At 71.1% G+C, this 20,403-nt stretch carries 18 protein-coding genes; 11 read left to right on the top strand and 7 right to left on the bottom strand.

Annotation, left to right across the window (positions count from 1 at the left end; genetic code table 11):
* Nucleotides 1-204: 204 nt before the first annotated feature.
* On the top strand, nt 205-1,716 hold the full coding sequence (locus tag A4U64_RS16935; RefSeq protein WP_050034816.1) for a DUF4389 domain-containing protein: 1,512 nt from the start codon (nt 205-207) through the stop codon (nt 1,714-1,716).
* A gap of 69 nt (nt 1,717-1,785) precedes the next feature.
* Here the strand turns inward: A4U64_RS16935 and A4U64_RS16930 are convergent, their stop codons facing one another.
* Nucleotides 1,786-1,983, bottom strand: a complete 198-nt coding sequence (locus A4U64_RS16930) for a CsbD family protein (RefSeq protein WP_006935789.1) — start codon at nt 1,981-1,983, stop codon at nt 1,786-1,788.
* A 135-nt stretch (nt 1,984-2,118) separates the two neighbouring features.
* On the opposite strand from A4U64_RS16930, the gene A4U64_RS16925 reads away from it, so the two are divergent.
* Nucleotides 2,119-2,310, top strand: coding sequence for a hypothetical protein (locus tag A4U64_RS16925; protein ID WP_029542193.1), 192 nt, complete (start codon nt 2,119-2,121; stop codon nt 2,308-2,310).
* A gap of 25 nt (nt 2,311-2,335) precedes the next feature.
* Here A4U64_RS16925 and A4U64_RS16920 read toward each other — a convergent pair whose 3' ends face one another.
* Both A4U64_RS16920 and A4U64_RS16915 read right to left on the bottom strand, forming a co-directional pair.
* Complete coding sequence (locus tag A4U64_RS16920) at nt 2,336-3,352, bottom strand: magnesium transporter CorA family protein (protein WP_006935791.1); 1,017 nt, start codon at nt 3,350-3,352, stop codon at nt 2,336-2,338.
* Nucleotides 3,353-3,403: 51 nt separating this feature from the next.
* The gene (locus A4U64_RS16915) at nt 3,404-6,898 is read right to left on the bottom strand and encodes a serine/threonine-protein kinase (protein WP_065922860.1); all 3,495 of its coding nucleotides are present in this window, start codon (nt 6,896-6,898) and stop codon (nt 3,404-3,406) included.
* A gap of 161 nt (nt 6,899-7,059) precedes the next feature.
* Between A4U64_RS16915 and A4U64_RS16910 the strand changes: the two genes are divergently transcribed.
* The 3 genes from A4U64_RS16910 (at nt 7,060) to A4U64_RS16900 (ending at nt 9,506) form a co-directional block, all read left to right on the top strand.
* Complete coding sequence (locus A4U64_RS16910) at nt 7,060-7,419, top strand: hypothetical protein (RefSeq protein WP_006935793.1); 360 nt, start codon at nt 7,060-7,062, stop codon at nt 7,417-7,419.
* Entirely contained in the window at nt 7,413-8,558 is a 1,146-nt protein-coding gene (locus A4U64_RS16905; protein WP_006935794.1) for a class I SAM-dependent methyltransferase, read from the top strand. Before A4U64_RS16910 ends, A4U64_RS16905 begins: the two co-directional genes overlap by 7 nt.
* Nucleotides 8,559-8,654: 96 nt before the next feature.
* Complete coding sequence (locus tag A4U64_RS16900) at nt 8,655-9,506, top strand: Bax inhibitor-1/YccA family protein (RefSeq protein ID WP_029542200.1); 852 nt, start codon at nt 8,655-8,657, stop codon at nt 9,504-9,506.
* On the opposite strand, the gene A4U64_RS16895 is transcribed toward A4U64_RS16900, so the two are convergent.
* Nucleotides 9,503-10,465, bottom strand: coding sequence for an SGNH/GDSL hydrolase family protein (locus tag A4U64_RS16895; protein ID WP_050034817.1), 963 nt, complete (start codon nt 10,463-10,465; stop codon nt 9,503-9,505). The two genes, A4U64_RS16900 and A4U64_RS16895, sit on opposite strands and share 4 nt — an antisense overlap.
* Before the next feature lie 120 nt (nt 10,466-10,585).
* Here A4U64_RS16895 and A4U64_RS16890 point away from each other — a divergent pair, with 120 nt between their 5' ends.
* From A4U64_RS16890 to A4U64_RS16880, 3 genes are all read left to right on the top strand, one after another.
* Entirely contained in the window at nt 10,586-11,971 is a 1,386-nt protein-coding gene (locus A4U64_RS16890; RefSeq protein WP_006939058.1) for a cystathionine beta-synthase, read from the top strand.
* Nucleotides 11,972-12,040: 69 nt separating this feature from the next.
* A complete protein-coding gene (locus A4U64_RS16885) occupies nt 12,041-13,195 on the top strand; it encodes a cystathionine gamma-synthase (RefSeq protein ID WP_065922859.1) in 1,155 nt (384 codons plus the stop codon).
* Nucleotides 13,196-13,475: 280 nt separating this feature from the next.
* Nucleotides 13,476-14,870 carry a bifunctional lytic transglycosylase/C40 family peptidase gene (locus A4U64_RS16880; RefSeq protein ID WP_065922858.1) on the top strand — a complete coding sequence of 465 codons (1,395 nt, stop codon included), beginning with the start codon at nt 13,476-13,478 and terminating at the stop codon, nt 14,868-14,870.
* 92 nt (nt 14,871-14,962) lie between these two features.
* On the opposite strand, the gene greA is transcribed toward A4U64_RS16880, so the two are convergent.
* Both greA and A4U64_RS16870 read right to left on the bottom strand, forming a co-directional pair.
* On the bottom strand, nt 14,963-15,457 hold the full coding sequence (gene greA / locus A4U64_RS16875) for a transcription elongation factor GreA (protein WP_003935085.1): 495 nt from the start codon (nt 15,455-15,457) through the stop codon (nt 14,963-14,965).
* 222 nt (nt 15,458-15,679) lie between these two features.
* A complete protein-coding gene (locus A4U64_RS16870; protein WP_065922857.1) occupies nt 15,680-16,111 on the bottom strand; it encodes a DUF4307 domain-containing protein in 432 nt (143 codons plus the stop codon).
* Between the two features lie 154 nt (nt 16,112-16,265).
* Between A4U64_RS16870 and mca the strand changes: the two genes are divergently transcribed.
* The 3 genes from mca to A4U64_RS16855 are packed head-to-tail and all read left to right on the top strand — an operon-like array spanning nt 16,266 to nt 19,451.
* Entirely contained in the window at nt 16,266-17,144 is an 879-nt protein-coding gene (gene mca / locus A4U64_RS16865) for a mycothiol conjugate amidase Mca (protein WP_185713729.1), read from the top strand.
* The gene (locus tag A4U64_RS16860) at nt 17,141-17,416 is read left to right on the top strand and encodes a hypothetical protein (RefSeq protein WP_006940388.1); all 276 of its coding nucleotides are present in this window, start codon (nt 17,141-17,143) and stop codon (nt 17,414-17,416) included. Before mca ends, A4U64_RS16860 begins: the two co-directional genes overlap by 4 nt.
* Before the next feature lie 10 nt (nt 17,417-17,426).
* The gene (locus A4U64_RS16855; RefSeq protein WP_065922856.1) at nt 17,427-19,451 is read left to right on the top strand and encodes a thioredoxin domain-containing protein; all 2,025 of its coding nucleotides are present in this window, start codon (nt 17,427-17,429) and stop codon (nt 19,449-19,451) included.
* A gap of 12 nt (nt 19,452-19,463) precedes the next feature.
* Here the strand turns inward: A4U64_RS16855 and A4U64_RS16850 are convergent, their stop codons facing one another.
* Nucleotides 19,464-20,378, bottom strand: coding sequence for a mechanosensitive ion channel family protein (locus A4U64_RS16850; RefSeq protein WP_006940390.1), 915 nt, complete (start codon nt 20,376-20,378; stop codon nt 19,464-19,466).
* Nucleotides 20,379-20,403 lie beyond the last annotated feature (25 nt).

Raw genomic sequence — 20,403 nt, 5'->3', positions numbered from 1 at the left:
ATCGGAAGCGATCGACCGAGACGTGTCGTCGATGCAGTCACCCTACACGGCGGGAGGTGGCCGATGCGTTACGCGCATGGAACCTGTGCGTGACGTGTCGCGGGGTGCGGCGCGGCGAGGTGAGGCAAAGTCTTGTTCGTCCTGTTCGGTGGCGTCTACGGTGAGTGCGGACCGCGTGTACGACACTGCGAATCGGAGGCCGATATGAAGGCCGGCAAGATCGTCATGTTCGTTGTAGGCGTCCTGCTGTCGATGCTCGGCCTGGCGTTGCTCGTCGCCGCCGGAGTGCTCGGCTGGGGATACTTCGCCCAGCGCGACGACGGCTGGTTCACCGCTCCCACCGAGCGGTACCGCACCGACTCGAGTGCGCTCGTCTCCGAGCGCATCGACCTGGTCTTCGACGACGCGCCGACAGGTTTCGGCGCCGAGGACCTCGGCCGGCTCAGATTGCGTGCGGCGTCGGAGGATCCCGGCCGGCCGGTGTTCGTCGGCATCGGCCCGCAGGCGGAGGTCGACGCCTTCCTGTCCGGCGTCGCGCACGCCGAGATCACCGACGTCCGGTTCGAGCCGTTCCGCGCCGAGTATCGCGAGATCCCAGGCGACGACCCCGCCCGCGTGCCCGGTGACGAGGACTTCTGGGCCGCGTCGGCCTCCGGCCCGGGCACCCAGGAGCTGCGCTGGGAATTCCAGGAAGGGGTGTGGTCGATCGTCGTGATGAACGCCGACGCCACCCCGGGCGTGGCGGTGGACCTGCAGGCGGGCGCCCAGTTCCCGTTCCTGGGACCGCTCGCGCTGTGGCTGCTGATCAGCGGGCTCGTGCTACTGGTGATCGGGGTGCCGCTGCTCGTCCTCGGAGCGGTGGGACTCGGCCGGCACGGCCCGCCCGCGGCGCACGCTCCGCCTCCCTCAGCCGTCGCCCCGGGCTCCTATCCGGTGATGCTGCGCGGCGATCCGGACGCGCCGTCGCGCGGGCTGTGGCTCGTGAAGTGGCTCTTGGCGATCCCGCACTACATCGTGCTCTTCTTCCTCGCGATCGCGCATTTCGTCACGACGATCGTCGCGGGCTTCGCGATCCTGTTCACCGGCCGCTACCCACGGCCGCTGTTCGACTTCAACGTCGGCGTGATGCGGTGGTGGTGGCGCGTCGGGTTCTACACCTACGCGGCCCTGGGCACCGACCGGTATCCGCCCTTCACGCTGCACCGCACGGACTATCCCGCCGATTTCGACGTCCCCTACCCGGAACGCCTCTCCCGGGGACTGGTGCTGGTCAAGTGGTGGCTGCTCGCCGTCCCGCACTATCTGATCCTCGCCGTGCTCGTCGGGGGTGGGGCCACAGCGGCGTCGGGGAACGGCGACGACTGGGACGACGCGGTGTGGACCTACTCGTGGTCGCTGCTCGGCATTCTCGTGCTCGTCGCGGCGATCGCCCTGCTGTTCACCGCCCGTTACCCGAGCGGGTTGTTCGATCTCGTCGTGGGCATCAACCGCTGGCGGTTCCGCGTGTGGGCCTACGCGGCCCTGCTGCGCGACGAGTACCCGCCGTTCCGGCTCGACCAGGGTCCCCGGGAACTGCACGAGTACGCGGCACCGGAGGGGCCGCACGACGACCTCCCGCCCGAACACGGCCCCACCCGAACGCAGATCCCGCTCTCGAAGGAGCAGTACGGCGACCCGGCCTCCGGGGAGCAGACCCGCCCCGGGGAGGGACGCTGACGGTCCCCGGACATGAGCCGTGGCCTCGTCGACAGGGTCGACGAGGCCACGTGCATGCGTGCCGCGGCACTACTTCTTGAACGAGTCCTTGACCTTGCCGGCGGCGTCGGAAATCTTGTCGCCGGCCTGCTTGAGGCTGCTCGACGCCTGGTCGCCCCGGCCCTCCGCCTCGAGGTCACGGTCACCGGTCGCGCGGCCCGCTCCCTCCTTGGCCTGACCGGACACGTCCTCCGCCTTGTGCTTGGCCTTGTCGATGAAATCAGCCATGTCTCCTCCTTCGTCCGTGGTCGCTTCCCCTGCCGGTTACCCCACAGCGCGTCGGCTCAATCCCCGCGCCGCGGGGACGGCTCAATCCCCCGCGCCGCGGGTTTGGCCGCCGCGTCACCGGGGAAAGCCCCGGGCATGGCTACTTACCGAGTGATCGACCCCAAGGGCGAAGTGGTGGCGACCAAGGACATCGAGAGCGCGGACGACGCGCACGCCTGGTTCGTGGACTCCAAGGCCGACAACAGCGAGCTGGGCTGGCGTATGGAGGTCAGGGTCGAGGGCGACCACGACTGGCGGTTCTTCGACGACACCGAAGGAACCTCGTAGCACGGCCGGACGCGGGCCGCGCCGGTCACAACCAGTTGCGTTGCTTGAACACGATGTAGAGCATCCCCGCCGACCCGGCGATGATCGCGGTGCTCGACAACACCCCGCTCCACTGCCCGAAGCCGGGGTACGGCACGTTCTGGCCGTACCAGCCCGTCACCGCGGTGGGCACGGCGATGATCGCGGCCCACCCCGTGAGCTTCCTCATCACCATGTTCAGCCGCGCGTCCTGCAGCGACAGGTTGGTCTCGAAAACCGTGGTGACCATGTCGCGCAGCGACTCGGTCCACTCCGTCGCGCGGATCACGTGGTCGTACAGGTCGGTGTACCAGCCGTCGAGCTCGACGGAGTTTCCCCGCTCGGCCCGGTGCCGCATCACCGCGGCCACCACCTCCCGCATCGGCAGCACGACCCGGCGCAGCTGGACGAGTTCCTTGCGTACCCGGTAGGTGTGACGCTGGAGCGCGCGAATGTGCGCGCGCTCGTCGAACAACCCGTCCTCCAGTTCCTCGATCGCGTCGTCGAGCCCCTGAATGGTCTCGAACTGGCCGTCGACGACGACGTCGAGCAGCCCGTGCAGCAACGCGGCGGTGCCGTGCCGGAGCAGATCGGAGTTGTCGTCCCAGCGCCGCATCACCTCGCCGACGTCCAATCCGGTGCCCCGATGCACCGTGACCAGGCCGCGCGGGACCACGAACACCGAGACCCGCGTGATCCTGAGCCGTGACCCGTGCGCATCGGCCGGCTCGCTCTCGTCCGCCAGCGACGTGGCGTAGATCGTCATGAAGGTGTGGGTGGCGTAGCGGGTGACCTTCGTGCGTTCCGCGTGCGCCACGACGTCCTCGACGGCATGCGGATCGAAATCCAGCTCGTCCGCGACGTCGGACAGCTCGCGGTGCGTCGGATCGTGCAGGTCCACCCACACCAGGGCCCCCTCGTCCTGAAGGTGCTCGGAGACCTCGGCCAGCGGATAGTTCTCGGCGACGAGCCGTCCGTCGCGCCAGAGCCGGGTGCGGACGTGGTCGGGAACAGCAGCGGTCACGTTCGCAGTCTGCCCTACCCGTCCGCCGACGCGTGCCCCGACGGCCGGTGCTCAGAGCGCGGTGCTCGTGCCGCCCGACTCCGTCAGCCGCAGCATCTCGTCGAGAAAGGCCTCGTCCACCGCCGGCCAGTCCGGGGGCCACAGCAGAGTCTGCAGCCGGTCGCGGAGCAACGGGAGGACCTGCACCACATGGGCTCCACCGTCGACGAGATAGCGGAGCATGCCCAGCCGCCCGCACGTGGCCACCGCGGGGGCCAGCACCTCCTGGGCCTCCTCGAGACGTCCGGCCGCGTGCAGGCACGCCACGAGCAGCCGCGCCGCCTGCAGTTCGGCGCGGTACCGGCCGCGGCCGGACACCCGGCGATGCCACAGCCGGGCCCAGTCGCAGGCCCGGGCCACGTCCTCGGCCCGGCCCGTGCCGTAGAGGAGACGGATGGCGGTGGCGTCCTCCACCTGCGCGGTGATCTCCGCGATGCCGTCCGGATCCGGGGCGTCGGAATCCGGCATCTCCCGCGGGGCGGGCCGCGGAACCGGCAGGCCGAGCCGCACGCGTTCGTTGATCACCCGGGCACGCAGCCGCGGCAACCGGTAGTCGTCGGCGGCCCGCGCTCCCTCGTCGAGCAGTGCCGCCGCCGCGGCGCGGTCGCCGCGCAGCGCCTTGAGCCGCGCGGCCGTGACGAACCGGGCGATCATGAAGTCCGGTACGCCGCCCTCGGTTCCGAGCTCGTGACTCTCGTCGAGCAGAGCCTCGGCCTCGGCGATCCGGCCCTGCTCGTAGAGCAGCTCCCCGAGCATGGCGGCGGCCAGGCGCGCGGCATGGGTGTGGACGCCGCCCCCCTTGCGGGCGGCCCGCAACCCCGCGCGGAAGTGCCTTTCGGCCGTGGCGACGTCGAGCTGCTCGTTTGCCGCGATGCCGAGCAGGCACAGCCCGTACACGAGGCTGAAGGGGCCGTTGGTGGCCCGGTGGTACGGCTCGGCCCACCGCTGCCGTCGCCGCGCCGCCTCGAAGTCGAACCGGTAGACGTCCACGAAGGTCGCCACGTTCGCCGCGACGGACACCACCCAAGGGCGGAAGGTGTCCGGGTCGTCCAGGCACGGCGCGACCTTGTCCGCGACGCCGGCGGTGTGGTCGGTGGAGGCGGCGACGACACCGTCGACGACGTCGGCCTCGACCTGCAGGACCGCGATGTCCTCCTCGGGCGCGTTGCAGCAGCTCAGGCATCCCCGGGCCGCGGCGAGGGCGACGCGGGTCTGGTCGGCCCGTTGCAGCAACGCGTTCGCCCACGCGACGGTCATCTGCAGCTGCGGATGCGCCGCCACCCCACGCGGCGGCAGTTTCGCGACCAGCGCCAGCAGCGTCGTCATGTGGGAGTGCTCGACCAGGAGCATCCCGTCGGCGGCGACCATCTCGACCGCGAGTTCCGGCTCGTCGGCGCTGAGCGCATGGTCCACGGCCTCGCGCAGCATGTGCTGGCGCGCAAACCATTCCGCGGCGGCGTGGTGCAGCGCGCCCACGCGTTCGGGGTGATCGCGTTCGAGCCGGCGGCGCAGGAAGTCCGCGAACAGCCGGTGGTAGCGGAACCAGCGGCCCTCGTCGTCGACCCGGCGCAGGAACAGGTCCCGCTCCTCGATCTGCTCGAGCATCGCCTGCCCGTGCGGGTCGCCGGTGAGCGCGGTGGCGAGGCTGCCGGTGATCTCCTCGGTGATCGACGTCGCGAGCAGGAACTCGTACACCTCCGGCTCGAGGGTGTCGAGCACGTTGTCCGCGAGGAACTCGCCGATGGCGTGGTGCCGGCCGGAGAGGTTCTCGATCAGCCCGGTCGGATCCTCACTGTCGCGCAGCGACAACGACACCAGTTGCAGCGCGGCGACCCAGCCGTCGGTGACGTCGGTCAGGTCGCGGACGTCCTCGGGCTCGAGGTCCAGGCCGCTCACGTCGCGCAGAAAGGCATCGGATTCCTCGGCGTCGAAACGCAGGGCGTCCGAGTCGATCTCGATGAGCTCGTCGAGGACCCGCATCCGGCTGAGCGGTAAGCCGGCCTGGCTCCGGCTGGTCACCACGATCTGCAGGTGATGGCACCCGCGGTCGAGGAGGAAGTCCAGTGCGGCGACGGTCCCCGGGGCGGTGACGAGGTGCCAGTCCTCGATCACCAGGGCCATCGGCGCCTCCTCCCGGTGGATCTCGTCGATCAGGGTGGACAGCACGTACCGCTCGGCGTCGTCGCCGTGGGCCTCGAGCACCTGCCGCAGCTGACGGGCGAACTGCGGACGCACCTGCCGGAACGCCTCGATCAGATGGGTGAGGAACCACACCACGTTGTTGTCGTCCCGATCGACCGCGAGCCACGCCACCGCAACACCCTCGGCGGTGAGTACCTCCCGCCACTGGGCGGCCAGCGTCGACTTCCCGAACCCGGTCGGGGCGTGGATCGCGACGAGGCGGCGGCGCCGGCCGAGGCGCAGCCGGTCGATGAGCCGGGTGCGCTTCACCAGCGGCCGGGTGGGTGCCTGCGGCCGGAATCGGGTCGCCGGCACCGGCGGCGTGGTGATCGCGGTGGGCGTGGGGTGCGGTCCGGTGGTGTGCGTGGTCCCCGCGACCGGCAGCGGCCCGAGACTGTCCGGACCCACGGGCAGCGCCATCTCGTCCACGTCGCAGCCGCCGCGCTCCTGCGCCTGCTGCAGCAGCTCCCCGAACTCCGCGGCGGACTGCGGACGGGCATCCGGCTCGGTGGCCATGCCGCGCTCGAGGGCCGAGCACACGTCGTCCGGGACGCCGGTGCTACGCAGATCCGGGACCGGTTCGGTCGTGATCCGCAGGAACTGTGTGACGACCTGCTCGCCGCGGCGCCGCTCGAACGCCGCGTGCCCGGTCAGCGCACAGAACAGGGTGGCGGCCAGGCCGTAGACGTCGGCGGCCGGGGTGGGCGGCGTGCCGGCCAGGATCTCCGGCGCGGTGAACGCCGGGGAGCCGGTGATCGCGCCCGACGAGGTGTGGAAGCCGTCGCCGATGCGCGCGATGCCGAAGTCGGTCAGCTGCGGTTCGCCGTACTCGGTGAGCAGGATGTTCGCGGGCTTGACGTCGCGGTGCAGCACGTCGGCCCGGTGTGCCGTCTCGAGCGCCCCGGACAGCTTGACGCCGATGCGCAGCACGTCCGGCCACGGCAGCGGTCCGTAGCGGCGGATGCGGGCCTCGAGCGAGTCGTGCGGGTGGTAGTGCATCACCAGGTAGGGCCGGCCGCTGCCGGTCGTGCCGACCTGCAGCACGGTGACGATGTGCGGGTGCCCGGAGAGCCGGCCCATCGCGCGCTGCTCGCGGAGGAACCGTTCGAGGTTGTCGGCGTCGAGCGTCGCGGTGAGCACCTTCACCGCGACGGTGCGGTCTAGTGCCGTCTCCCGGCACCGGTACACCACCCCGAAACCGCCGCGGCCGATCTCCACGGCGTCCGCGAACCCCGCGAGGCGCAGATCTTCGACGGTCTCGTCCTCCGCCGCGCCGGCGTGGGAGACCGGGGCTCGCCGGGTGGCGAGTGGATCGTTCTCTGCCATCGGGGCACTCACCTCACGTGGATTCCTCCAGGATAGTCCCGGGTGTGGCGGGCACGACACGGATCGATCGCCGGTTCTCCATTACCGTTGTCCGGCCGGGCCTCCCGGCAACGACGGCCGGAAACTCCGGGAAACGACACTGCGATCGGAATTGGGAAACGATGAAGAAGACTCTCGCGGCGCTGTTCGGTACGGGTGCGGTGCTGCTCGCGGCGGCCTGCGGATCGTCCGGCGACTCCGGCTCCGCAGGGGAGGGGACCACCGAGTCCACCACCGCCGCGCCGAGCACGAGCCAGGTCACCGGAAGCACCGGCATCGAGCTGGGCCAGAGCTACGACCAGATCTGCAGCGCCCTGGTGCCGTACTTCGACCAGCTCGAATCCTGGGGGCAGGACCGCACCCAGGCCGCGACCTCCGTCGCCGACGCGCAGAAGTCGCTGCCGGGTTGGGCGGAGCTGAGCGAGGAACAGCAGGCCGAAACGCTGCGCGCCGTCGAGAACGCCGGCAAGGGGCAGTGCTGACCGGCGACTCTGCTGCCGGCGACGAGTTGTTCGGCCGGTTGCGGCGCCTCCCGGACGTGGAGGCGCCCAACCTGGTCGCCGTCGACGCCGCCGACAGGTTGATCCTCGACGAAGCCGACGCCGCGCTCGCCGCGGCGCCGGCCGGGACCGTCGCGGTGATCGACGACCACTACGGCGCCCTCACCCTCGGCGTCGCCGTGCGGTACTCCGCGTCGGGGATCCGGGTGCACCAGGACTCGGTGGTGGGGGAGCGGGCCCTGGCCGCGAACGCCGCGCGCGAGGGCCTGTCCGACCGTTTCACCGTGCACGGTCTCGGGGCCGATCTGCTCACCGGTGCCCGGGTGGTGCTGCTGCAGCTGCCGCGGTCGCTCGCCGCGCTCACCGAGATCGCCGAGACCGTCGCCCGGCACGCCGACCCCGGCGTGACGGTGTTCGCCGGTGGCCGCGACAAGCACATCACGCCCGCGATGAACGAGGTGCTGGCCCGGAGCTTCACCGAGGTCCGGGCCTCCCGGGGCCGGCAGAAGTCACGGGTGCTCACCGCCCGCGGCCCGATCGCCGCCGAGCCGACCTACCCGGTGACCGAGACGGTGACCGACGTCGGGCTCACCGTCGTCGCGCACGGGGCCGCGTTCGCCGGTTCCCGCCTGGACATCGGCACCCGATTCCTGCTGGACTTCCTGCCCCGGCTGCCACGCGACGCGAGGACCGCCGTCGACCTCGGCTGCGGCACCGGCATCCTCGCCGTCGCGGCGGCCCGGCGGTTCCCCGGGCTGCGGGTGATCGCCACCGATCAGTCGGCCGCGGCGGTCGCGTCGGCCGCCGCCACCGCCGCCGCGAACCACGTCGCGGACCGGGTCGAGGTCCTGCGCGACGACGTGGCCGGGTCGCTGCCGGACGCCTCCGTCGACGTGGTGCTGTGCAATCCGCCGTTCCACGTCGGCGCCGCCGTGCACACGGGCGCGGCCGTGAAGATGTTCGACGCGGCCGCCCGGCTGTTGCGCCCGGGCGGTGAACTGTGGACCGTCTACAACACCCACCTGAACTATCGTGGGATGCTGCAGCGGACGGTCGGCCGCACAGAAGTTGCAGGACGCAACCGTAAGTTCACCGTGACCCGCTCCGTGCGCACCCGGTAGAGTCCGGTTTGTCCGTGCTCGGCTCCGGTCCGGGGAACTCCCGGCGTCCGCGGATCGTTGAACGGACAGAACCGACCACGAGAAGGGATGTGCACGGTGCGCACCACCAGTAACCCGGTGTTCCGCAACCTGCCCAAGCAAGAGGGCGGCGGATACGCCACGTTCGGCTCTGCGACGGCGGGCGCCGCGCAGGTCACCCAGCAATTCGGCCAGCCGCAGTACGCGCAGGCGGACCCCTGGGCCCGGCCCACCACCGAGCGGTCGATGACGATCGACGACGTCGTCACCAAGACCGGCATCACGCTCGGCGTGCTGGCGATCTCGGCGCTGATCTCCTACGTCCTCGTCAACGGCAACGTGAATCTGGCCGCGCCGTTCGTCATCGGCGGTGGTCTCATCGGCCTGGTCCTGGTCCTCGTGGCCACCTTCGGCCGCAAGATGGACAACCCGGCCATCGTCCTGGCCTATGCCGTCGCCGAGGGCTTCTTCCTGGGTGCGCTGTCGTTCATGTTCACCGACATCACCTTCGGTGGCGCCGGCGGCGGAACCCTGATCGTCCAGGCGGTGCTCGGCACGTTCGGCGTGTTCTTCGGCATGCTCGTCGTCTACCGCACCGGGGCGATCCGCGTGACCCCGCGCCTGACGCGCATGATCGTCGGCGCGCTGATCGGTGTCCTCGTCCTGGCGCTGGGCAACCTGGTGGCGAGCTTCTTCGTCGACGGCGGCCTGGGCCTGCGCGACGGCGGCACCCTGGCGATCGTCTTCAGCCTCGTCTGCATCGGCATCGCCGCGTTCAGCTTCCTGCTGGACTTCGACGCCGCCGATCAGCTCATCCGCGCCCAGGCGCCGGAGAAGGCCGCGTGGGGCGTCGCCTTCGGTCTGACCGTCACCCTGGTCTGGCTGTACGTCGAGATCCTGCGCCTGCTGTCGTACTTCCAGAACGACTAGCCGATCTCTCCGGCCACCGTGCCGACCGCGGGCCCCGGGAACAGCCGTTCCCGGGGCCCGCGGCGTGTCCGGGGCAGCCACAGCCGGGCAGCCGCCGACGTCAGCGGCGGCTCCGGCACCGGACCGCCCGCCCAGTGACCCAGCGCGGCGGCCAGCACCGGCAGCAGGTGACGGGCCGCCAGCTCGTATCCCGCGGCCGAGGGATGGAACCCGTCCGCGGAGAACAGGCGGTCCGGCGCGGAGAGGAACTCGGGCGTCAACAGGTCTGCCAGCGGCACCGGATGCCCACCGGCCGCGCGCGTCGCCGCGGCCTGCGCGCGGGCCAGTTGCCGCCCCCACGTCCGCACCACCGTGCGCAGCGGCTGGGGGATCGCGCCGACCACCCCGAGGTCGGGGCACGTGCCGACGACCACGACGGCGCCGCCGGCGCGCAGCCGGTGCACCGCCGAGCCCAGCCGCTGCGCCGAACGATGCAGCGACTGCTTCGCGGTCACGTCGTTGGCACCGACCAGGATGACGGCCGCGTCCGGCGGCGGTCCCGCCACGTACATCGCGTCGACCTGCCCCGCCAGGCCCCGCGAGGTGGCCCCCGCGATCGCCTTCGTGCTGAGCCGGACCCGGCGACGGGACTCGTCGGCCAGGGCGCGGGCCAGCAGCACCCCGGGCACCTCGGCGGCGCTCGCGCAGCCCAGGCCGGCCGCCGTCGAATCCCCGAAGATCATCAGGTGCAGGTCGAACGGCACGTCGCGGCGCCACGGCACCGGGGACTGCGCTCCGGGCAGGTACACCCCGTCCGCCTCGGGCGGCTTCGCCCAGGTGCGGCCGATGACGCCTCTCGCTTCCGTCGCCTGGCGCATCAGGTACGTGTACGTCAGCCACGAAGCGCCGCCGGCGCCGGAGCCGGCGGCGACGGCCGTCGCGCCGGCCAGCGCCGCGGCACGCCACGAAGTTCGGGGCACGGTGGATCACCTTTCCGAGAGGACGGCCACACCCTGAAGTTGCCGTGTCCAGTGTGCGTCGTATGCGTCGCTCGAGCAGCCGGAACGGCGTTGCGCAGAGGCATCTGAGACCATGGAGGAATGCGCATAGCGGATTCCGTCGTCGGTCTCATCGGAAACACGCCGCTGGTCAAGCTCAACTCGGTGACGAAGCCGGGTTCGGGGCTGGTCGCGGCGAAGGTCGAATACTTCAACCCCGGTGGCAGTTCCAAGGACCGCATCGCGGTCAAGATGGTCGACGCCGCCGAAGCCTCGGGTGCGCTGAAACCGGGCGGCACCATCGTCGAGCCGACCTCCGGCAACACCGGCATCGGTCTCGCGCTCGTCGCGCAACAGCGCGGCTACAAGTGCGTGTTCGTGTGTCCCGACAAGGTCAGCGAGGACAAGCGCAACGTGCTCCGCGCGTACGGCGCCGAGGTCGTGGTGTGCCCGACCGCGGTGCCCCCGGAGCATCCCGACAGCTACTACAGCGTCTCCGACCGGCTCGCCCGGGAACTGCCCGGCGGCTGGAAGCCCGACCAGTACTCCAACCCGGCCGGGCCGGAGAGCCACTACGAGACCACCGGCCCGGAGATCTGGCGCGATACCGACGGCAAGGTGACCCACTTCGTCGCCGGCGTCGGCACCGGCGGCACCATCACCGGCACCGGCCGCTACCTCAAGGAGGTTTCCGGCGGCAAGGTCAAGGTGATCGGCGCCGACCCGGAGGGCTCCGTCTACTCCGGCGGCACCGGTCGCCCGTACCTCGTCGAGGGTGTGGGCGAGGACTTCTGGCCCAGCGCCTACGACCCCTCGATCCCCGACGAGATCATCGCCGTCTCCGACGCGGACTCGTTCGACATGACCCGGCGTCTCGCCCGCGAGGAGGGCCTGCTCGTCGGCGGGTCGTGCGGCATGGCCGTCGTCGCCGCCCTGAGGGTCGCCGAGCGCGAGGGACCGGACGCGCTCGTCGTGGTACTGCTTCCCGACGGTGGGCGCGGCTACATGTCGAAGATCTTCAACGACAAGTGGATGGCCTCGTACGGTTTCCTGCGGGCCCCGCTCGACGGCAAGCCGGACGATTCGACCGTCGGCGACGTGCTGCGCAGCAAGTCGGGGGAGCTGCCCGCCCTCGTGCACACGCACCCGTCGGAGACGGTCCGCGACGCCGTCGAGATCCTGCGCGAGTACGGGGTCTCGCAGATGCCGGTCGTGGGTGCCGAGCCGCCCGTCACCGCCGGTGAGGTCGCGGGCAGCGTCAGCGAGCGCGAGCTCCTCAGCGCCGTCTTCGAGGGCCGCGCGAGGCTGGCCGACCCCGTCGCGAAGCACATGAGCCCGTCGCTGCCGCTGATCGGTGTCGGCGAGTCGATCGCCGCCGCCACGAAGGCGTTCGGCGACACCGATGCGCTGCTGGTCATCGACGACGGCAAGCCCGTCGGCGTGATCACCCGTCACGACCTGCTCGGGTTCATCAGCGCGGGCTCGTAGCGGCCGCGCCGGTGGCCCGGGGTGTGTTCCCCGGGCCACCGGCGTGTGCCCCCGACTAGGCTGAGCCGCATGAGTGAGCAGCGCAGCCACGGCTTTTCCACCCGAGCGATCCACGCCGGATACGATCCCGACCCGGCGACCGGCGCCGTCAACGTCCCCATCTATGCGAGTTCGACGTTCGCGCAGGACGGGGTCGGCGGGATGCGCGGCGGATTCGAGTACGCCCGCACCGGAAACCCCACCCGCAAGCCGCTCGAGGCGAACCTCGCGGCCATCGAGGCGGGCACCTTCGGCCGGGCCTTCAGCTCCGGCATGGCCGCCACCGACTGCCTGCTGCGTTCGGTGCTGCGGCCCGGCGATCACCTCGTCATCCCCAACGACGCCTACGGCGGCACCTTCCGGCTGATCGACAAGGTGTTCACGCAGTGGGGCATCGAGTACACGCCCGCGCCCATCTCGGACGTCGACGCCGTGCGCGAGGCGATGCGCCCCACCACCAAGCTGGTGTGGGTCGAGACCCCGACGAACCCCCTGCTCAACATCGGCGACATCGCGGCCCTCGCCGACGTCGCGCACACCGGTGGGTCGAAGATCGTGGTCGACAACACGTTCGCGTCGCCGTACCTGCAGCAGCCGCTGGCCCTGGGGGCCGACGTCGCACTGCACTCGACCACCAAGTACCTCGGTGGCCACTCCGACGTGGTCGGCGGCGCGCTGGTCACGAACGACGAGGAACTCGACACCAGGTTCGCGTTCCTGCAGAACGGTGCGGGCGCCGTCCCGGGCCCGTTCGACGCGTACCTGACGATGCGCGGCATCAAGACGCTGGCACTGCGGATGGAACGGCACAGCGACAACGCCGAGAAGATCGTCGAGCTGCTCGACGGGCATCCCGCCGTCGCCCAGGTGATCTACCCCGGCCACGAGGCGCACCCCGACCACGCCGTCGCCTCGAAGCAGATGCGCCGGTTCGGCGGCATGGTCTCGCTGCGCCTGGCCGGCGGCATGCAGGCCGCCCTCGACTTCTGCGCACGAACCGAGATCTTCACCCTCGCCGAGTCCCTCGGTGGTGTCGAGTCGCTGATCGAGCACCCGGGCGCGATGACGCACGCCTCGACCGCCGGGTCGCTGCTCGAGGTCCCGGAAGACCTGGTGCGCCTGTCCGTCGGCATCGAGGATGCCGCCGACCTCGTCGCGGACATCGAGCAGGCACTGGAGGCGTAAACCCGGATGTGACTGCGGCGAGGGGGCGGATGTGGGCGCCTCTTCTCGCATGTGGCCGCAGGAACCGCCCTCTCGACCCCCGAACCTCCTGGTCGACCGCGCGGTGATCGAGCGCCGCATTTCCTGTTGATGTAACTTCGAGTTCGCTGTGTGGCGCGTCACAACAGCCAAACTGGAACAGGTTCTTACATATATATGATATCCATGTAACGAAACCGCACCGGTGACAGAGATCACAAGTACGGTGAAGGCGGTCGTCTGAGGGATGGGGAGTTCGCGTATGTCAGTTGACCCGTCGGCGGTGATTGTGGCGGTGGCCACGGCGGCGAGTGCCCTGGTACAGGGAGCGGACATCCCGGATCAGATCAAGGAACAGGTGACGCAGGCGGTCGAGTCGTTCCAGGCATCGGCCGAAGCCTCCGCCGCGACCACGGACCGGCAGGTCGCCGATCTGGTGGCGGGGTTGCCCGAGCCGATGCGTCCGGCGGCGGAGCAGGCCGTGGCGGACGCGACGTCGGCGGCGAAGGACGCGCTGATGCCGCACCTGCCGGCGGAGGCGGCCGCGGTGCTCGAACCGCCGCCGGCGCCGGTGGAGAACCCGGTGCAGGCCGTGCTCGAACAGGTGCCGTCGGTGCCGGCGCCGGCCGCGCCGGCGGGACGGCCGTCGGTGTTCGGGGCGCCGGCCACCGGGGCGACGGGCAGCGGCGCGTGGGCGCCGGGTCCGGCGTGGGGTGGCGGCGCGGTGACGTTGCCGTCGATCCCGGCGATCCTGCCCGGGACGAACCTGGCGCCGATCGGCGCGATCGCGGTGTTTGCGCCGTGGCTGCGCAAGGCCGGCCAGTTGTGCGACGGGGTCGGCGCGCCGGTGCTGGCGGCGCTGTACTCGGCGGAGAACGGCTTCCGGTACGGGCCCAGCGCCCCGGTCTCGCCGGTGGGGGCGAAGGGGCCGGGGCAGTTCATGCCCGGAACCTGGGATGCCTACGGCAAGGACGCCGACGGGGACGGGCGGGCCGATGTGCTGGGCATCGCCGATCCGGTGATGGCGTCGGGGAATCTGTTGTGCGACAACTACCGGCAGATCGAGCAGTGGAAGGCGCAGGGGGTGGTGCGCGGGGACACCCTGGACCTGACGTTGGCGGCGTACAACGCCGGGCTGGGGGCGGTGCGCCGGTCCGGGGGGATGCCGTCCGGGTCGCCGGACTACGAGAACCAGACCAAGCCGTACGTGGCGAAGATCCGGGCGACGGAGATGGTGTTCGCGCGGCTGCTCTCGCCGTTCTTCGGGCTCGGGTTGCCGGGGATGACCGAGACCGGCAACCGGGTGGTGGACCTGGCCTTCCGGTATCTGGGGCTGCCGTACGTGTGGGGTGGCGGCAACGTCAACGGTCCGTCGGGGGGCGGGTTCGACTGCTCGGGCCTGACGTCGTACGCGGTGTACGCGGCGACCGGGGTGAGGTTGCCGCGCACCTCGCAGACGCAGTGGCGGGTCGGCACCGAGATCCCGATCCAGCTGGCCCGGCCGGGGGATCTGGTGTTCGGCAACTGGCAGTCCGACGGGCCGGGGCACGTGGGCATCTACATCGGCGGCGGTCAGATGGTGCACGCCCCGACGTTCGGGGACGTGGTGCGCGTCGGGGCGGTCTTCCCCGGCATGAAGGCCCGGCGCCTGCTCTGAACCGCCTGCCCCGGGCGCGCGAGAAGGGCCCGACCGGAGACCGGTCGGGCCCTCACGTCGTGCCGGCCGCGCCGCGAGGCGGCTGCCGCCGATCAGCTGTGGTACGGCTCCGCGCTGACGAGCGTCACCTTCATGGTGCTGCCGTTGGGGAGCGTGTACTCGCGGGTCTCGCCGACCTTCGCGTCGATCAGGGCACCGCCCAGCGGGGAGCTGGGCGAGTAGATCTCGATCTCGTTGCCCCGGGCGCCTTCCTCACGGGTGGCGATGAGGAACGTTTCCTTGTCGCTTTCGTCGCCGTCGTAGTACACCGTGACGACCGAGCCGGGCAGCGCGACGCCGGACTGGGTGGGCGCAACACCGACCTTCGCGTTGTTCAGCAGTTCCTGCAGCTGACGAATCCGGGCCTCCTGCTGACCCTGCTCCTCGCGAGCGGCGTGGTAACCACCGTTCTCCTTGAGGTCGCCCTCTTCACGGCGCTCGTTGATCTCGGCCGCGATGACGGGACGATTCGCGATGAGCTGGTCGAGTTCTGCCTTGAGTCGGTCGTACGACTCCTGTGTCAGCCAGGTCACCTGGGTCTCGGTCATCCTCGATCACTTCCTTCGGGTTGGAGCCCCCGGCTCCGTCGACTGGTCGCCGCACTCGCAGCGACGACGGCAACGCGGATCCCTCGAACGTTCCCCCCAAGCCAGTGGCGAACAGGACCGCACTGCTTCCTATGCAGCAATACACGGCCCCAAAGGGTGGAACCGTGTATCCGGCGATTCTAGCACCAACGTGGTCTCCACCACGGAATCCGCAGCGTGCGGTCAGTGTGCGCGCAGGTATTCGGGCACGTCGAAGCTGCAGCCGTACATGTCCGCCATGCCCGGGCGCTGCGACGTCACCACCGGTGCGTCCATCAGCAGGGTGCCGGACTCGGACGAGGGGATCAGCACCTCGCGGCGGCCCGTCTCGGACCCGTCCTTCGACCGCGAGCGGATGATGCACACCGCCGCCTGCGACGGATCCTTCCGCGTCACGGTGAACTGCACCTGGACGGTGGAGTCGTCGACGACGGTGTAGGTGACGACGTCGCTCTCGATCTCCGGGGTGCCGAACTTCTGGTAGAGCAGGAACGCCCCGACCACCCCGACGACGAGCCCGCCCGCGACCAGCGCCCACAACCAGGTGCGGCGGGATCCGCCCGTCGCCGGGTAGCGGCCGGTCGGGTAGCGGTCGATCGGGGTGGTGTCGGTCATCACATTTACTTTCGTGCACCCGCGAAGGCCGCGGGGGCGTGGCTGACGATGGACGTGTCAGGTGGAACTATAGGGGAGGAACCCAGGACGCCGGCTCGCAGTGCCGGTGGTCCGGGCCGCGACGATGCAGCCGACGGCGAGGTGGAGGAAAGACGTGAGCGGACTACGGCTCATGGCCGTGCATGCCCATCCCGATGACGAGTCGAGCAAGGGTGCCGCCACGACGGCCCGCTATGCCGCGGAAGGGCACGAGGTGCTGGTGGTCACCCTCACCGGGGGTGAACGCGGCGACATCCTCAATCCCGCCATGGACATCCCCGGGATCCAGGACCGCATGCCCGAGGTCCGGCGCGAGGAGATGGCCGCGGCCGCCCGCATCCTCGGCGTGCAGCACCGCTGGCTCGGCTTCGTCGACTCCGGGCTGCCGGAGGGCGACCCCAAGCCGCCGCTGCCCGAGGGCTGCTTCGCGCTGGTGCCCCTCGAGGAACCGACCCGCAAGCTCGTCGAGGTGGTCCGCGAGTTCCGGCCGCACGTGATGACCACGTACGACGAGAACGGCGGCTACCCGCACCCCGACCACATCCGCTGCCACGAGGTCTCCGTCGCGGCGTACGAGGCGGCCGGCGACCCGGATCGGTTCCCCGAGGCCGGCCCGGCGTGGAAGGTGCAGAAGCTGTACTACTCGCACGGGTTCATCCGCAAGCGCCTGGAATTGTTCCGCGAGGAGTACGAGCGGCGCGGCGAACCGTTCCCCATGGAGGAATGGCTCAAGCGGTGGCGCACCGAGCAGGGCGACATCATGGCGCGGGTGACCACGCAGATCACCTGCAGCGACTACTTCCCGAAGCGGGACGACGCACTGCGCGCCCATGCGACGCAGATCGACCCCAACGGCTCCTTCTTCGCCGTGCCGCTGGACATCCAGCAGAAGGTGTGGCCGACGGAGGAATTCGAATTGGCCAAGACCCGCGTGCACACGGCGATCCCCGAAACGGATCTGTTCGCGGGCCTCGAGGACGGACAGGTGAGATGACGGTAGGCATGCTGGCGGCCGAGGTTCTGGCCCAGGACCCCACCGGCCCCGAATTCGGTAAGGCGTCGCCGCTCGGTCTCGCGCTCATCGTGATCCTGCTCGTGGCGACCGCCCTGCTGATCCGCTCGATGAACAAGCGGCTCGGCAAGCTGCCCGAGACGTTCGAGCCCGAGCATCCGGAGCCGGACCAGGCCGCGGACGAGGGGACCGATCGCGGGGCCGCGGAGAGCCGCAAACCCGACCACCCCCAGCCCCCGATGGCCACCAACTGACGGGCGCGTCGTGACACCCCCGGAGCCGTCGGTGCCCGGCACCCGCAACCGGAACACCCTCGACGAGGCGACCAGCCCCTACCTGCGGCAACATGCCGGCAACCCGGTGCACTGGCACCAGTGGGGTGACGAGGCGCTGGCCTGGGCCCGGGAGCGGGACGTGCCGGTCCTGCTGTCCGTGGGGTACGCGGCGTGCCACTGGTGCCACGTGATGGCGCACGAGTCGTTCGAGGACGAGGCCACCGCCGCGCTGATGAACGAGCACTTCGTGTGCATCAAGGTGGACCGGGAGGAACGCCCGGACATCGACGCGATCTACATGAACGCCACCGTCGCGATGACCGGTCAGGGCGGCTGGCCGATGACGTGCTTCCTCACCCCGGACGGTGCCCCGTTCTACTGCGGCACCTACTACCCGAAGATGCCGCGCGGCGGCATGCCGTCGTTCACCCAGCTGCTCGAGGCGATCGCCGAGACCTGGCGCAACCGTCGCGCCGACGTGCACCGGTCCGCCGTCGCCATCGTCTCCGAGCTGCGCCGCGGCAGCGGCGGCCTCGCTCCCGGCGAGCGCCCGGTGGACGCCGCGCTGCTCGACGCCGCCGACGCCGCCGTCGCCGCCGACGAGGATGCGGTGCACGGCGGGTTCGGGGGCGCCCCGAAGTTCCCGCCGTCCGCGCTGCTCGAGGGTCTGCTGCGCGGATACGAGCGCAGCGGGAACCCGGCCGTGCTGTCCCTCGTCGAGCGGACGGCCGAAGCGATGGCGCGGGGCGGCATCTACGACCAGCTGGCCGGCGGCTTCGCCCGTTACAGCGTCGACGCCGGGTGGGTGGTCCCGCACTTCGAGAAGATGCTCTACGACAACGCGCTGCTGCTGCGGGTGTACGCGCACCTCGCGCGACGGATGTCGGCGCCCTGGGTGCGACGGGTCACCGAGGAGACCGTCGAGTTCCTGCTGCGGGACCTGCGCACGGCCGGGCGCTGCTTCGCCTCCGCTCTCGACGCCGACACGGACGGGGTCGAGGGCCTGACCTACGTGTGGACCCCCGGGCAGCTGGCCGAGGTCCTCGGCGACGACGCGCAGTGGGCGGCCGAGCTGTTCACCGTGACCGACGCCGGCACCTTCGAACACGGCTCGTCGGTGCTGCAGCTGCTCGCCGACCCGGACGATGCCGAGCGCTACGAGCGGGTGCGGGCCGAGCTGTTCGCCGCCCGGCTGCAGCGGCCGCAGCCCGGCCGCGACGACAAGGTCGTCACGGCGTGGAACGGTTTCGCGATCACCGCGCTGGCCGAGGCGGGTGCCGCGTTCGGCCGCACCGACTGGGTCGACGCGGCCGTCGACTGCGCCCGGGCCCTGCTGGACCTGCACCTGGTGGACGGACGGCTCCGGCGTGCCTCCCTCGGCGGCACGGTCGGCGCCCCGGCGGGTGTGCTCGAGGACTACGGCGCCCTCGTCACCGCCCTGCTGGCGGTGTACCAGGCGACGGGCGACGCCGCGTGGCTCGACCCGGCCCGGGCCCTCGCCGACGTCGCGTTGACGCACTTCCAGGATCCGGCGCGGCCCGGAAGCTGGTTCGACACCGCCGACGACGCCGAGACCCTGGTGGCGCGGCCTCGTGACCCGATCGACGGCGCCACCCCGTCGGGGGCGGCGCTGATCTCCGAGGCCCTGCTCACCCTCGCCGCGGTCGTGCCCGAGGACCCGCGGTACGCCGACGCGGCGGACGCGTCGCTGCGGTCGGCGGTGGTGCTGCTCGAACGGGCGCCGCGCTCGGCCGGGCACTGGTTGACGGTCGCCGAGGCGGCGGTGCGCGGCCCGATCCAGGTGGCCGTGGTCGGCGGCGGCGAGCTGCTCTCCGTCGTGCGGCAGGCGGCCCCCGGCGGCGCCGTCGTGGTCGGCGGGGACCCGGACTCGTCCCCGTTGCTGGCCGACCGCCCGCTGGTCGACGGAGGGCCGGCGGCGTATGTGTGCCGCGGATACGTGTGCGACAGGCCGGTCACGACGGAGGCCGAACTGCGCGCGGCGCTCTCGGCCTGAGCGGTCCGGGGCTCAGCCGGCGCGGGACGGAGTGAGCAGCGCCGGCAGCGGAGCGTCGATGCCGTTGCCGTCGAACGCCTCGAGCACCGCGCGGGCGATCGCCCGCTGCACGGCCCACTGCTTGCCGGCACGCGTGCGCACGGTGAGCCGCAGCGTCACCGACTCCGGGGTGACGGAGTTGACGCCGAGCATCTCGGGCGGCTCGAGGATGTCGCCGGCCAGGTCGTCGCGTTCGACCGTCTCGAGGGCCGCGCGCAGGGCCACCTCGCAGGCCCGGTGCACGTTGGCGGCGTGGGCGATGGGGGAGTCGACGACGGCGACGGCGTAACCCTGGCTCATGTTGCCCACGCGCAGGATCTCGCCGTTGCGGCAGTACCAGAGGGTGCCGCTGATGTCGCGGACGGTGGTGACCCGCAGGCCGACGGATTCGACGGTGCCGACCGCGTCGCCCAGGTCGACGACGTCGCCGACGCCGTACTGGTCCTCGAGCAGCATGAACATTCCGGAGATGAAGTCACGCACCAGGTTCTGCGCACCGAAACCGAGGGCGACGCCGACGATGCCGGCGGACGCGATGAACGGCGCGACGTTGAGTCCGAGCGTGCCGAGGATCTGCAGGACGCACCAGACGAGAACCACGACGGAGACGCCGGACTTGAGCACCGAGCCGATCGTCTCGGCGCGCTGCGTGCGCCGCTCGTTGACCAGCACGCCCGGCAGGCCCCTGGGGGCGCGTTCCTGGAAGGGCCGGAGCAGGCCGGGTTTGCCGTTCTGGTGCCGCGGCTTCGTCATCCGGTCGATGAACCGGTGCAGCACATACCTCAGGATCAGCGCTGCCACGAGGTATCCCGCGATCGTCAGCGGCCGCTCGACGAGCCACTCCCGGTTGGTTTCGGTCAGTTCGAATGCCAGTCGCTGAACAGTCATCCCGGCCGAGTCTACGGATCCGTGC

It is taken from the genome of Rhodococcus sp. WB1 (genome assembly GCF_001700945.1).
Classification (GTDB): domain Bacteria; phylum Actinomycetota; class Actinomycetes; order Mycobacteriales; family Mycobacteriaceae; genus Rhodococcus; species Rhodococcus aetherivorans.
Note: the sequence above shows the minus strand (reverse complement) of the source record. Positions and strands in the feature narration are given on the sequence as shown.

Coding starts and splice junctions, on each gene's coding strand:
- A4U64_RS16925 (WP_029542193.1), top strand. CDS start 2,119: ATGGCTACTTACCGAGTGATCGACCCCAAGGGCGAAGTGGTGGCGACC.
- A4U64_RS16880 (WP_065922858.1), top strand. CDS start 13,476: ATGTCAGTTGACCCGTCGGCGGTGATTGTGGCGGTGGCCACGGCGGCG.
- A4U64_RS16915 (WP_065922860.1), bottom strand. CDS start 6,898: ATGGCAGAGAACGATCCACTCGCCACCCGGCGAGCCCCGGTCTCCCAC.
- greA (WP_003935085.1), bottom strand. CDS start 15,457: ATGACCGAGACCCAGGTGACCTGGCTGACACAGGAGTCGTACGACCGA.
- A4U64_RS16885 (WP_065922859.1), top strand. CDS start 12,041: ATGAGTGAGCAGCGCAGCCACGGCTTTTCCACCCGAGCGATCCACGCC.
- A4U64_RS16860 (WP_006940388.1), top strand. CDS start 17,141: ATGACGGTAGGCATGCTGGCGGCCGAGGTTCTGGCCCAGGACCCCACC.
- A4U64_RS16870 (WP_065922857.1), bottom strand. CDS start 16,111: ATGACCGACACCACCCCGATCGACCGCTACCCGACCGGCCGCTACCCG.
- A4U64_RS16930 (WP_006935789.1), bottom strand. CDS start 1,983: ATGGCTGATTTCATCGACAAGGCCAAGCACAAGGCGGAGGACGTGTCC.
- A4U64_RS16935 (WP_050034816.1), top strand. CDS start 205: ATGAAGGCCGGCAAGATCGTCATGTTCGTTGTAGGCGTCCTGCTGTCG.
- A4U64_RS16850 (WP_006940390.1), bottom strand. CDS start 20,378: ATGACTGTTCAGCGACTGGCATTCGAACTGACCGAAACCAACCGGGAG.
- A4U64_RS16910 (WP_006935793.1), top strand. CDS start 7,060: ATGAAGAAGACTCTCGCGGCGCTGTTCGGTACGGGTGCGGTGCTGCTC.
- A4U64_RS16890 (WP_006939058.1), top strand. CDS start 10,586: ATGCGCATAGCGGATTCCGTCGTCGGTCTCATCGGAAACACGCCGCTG.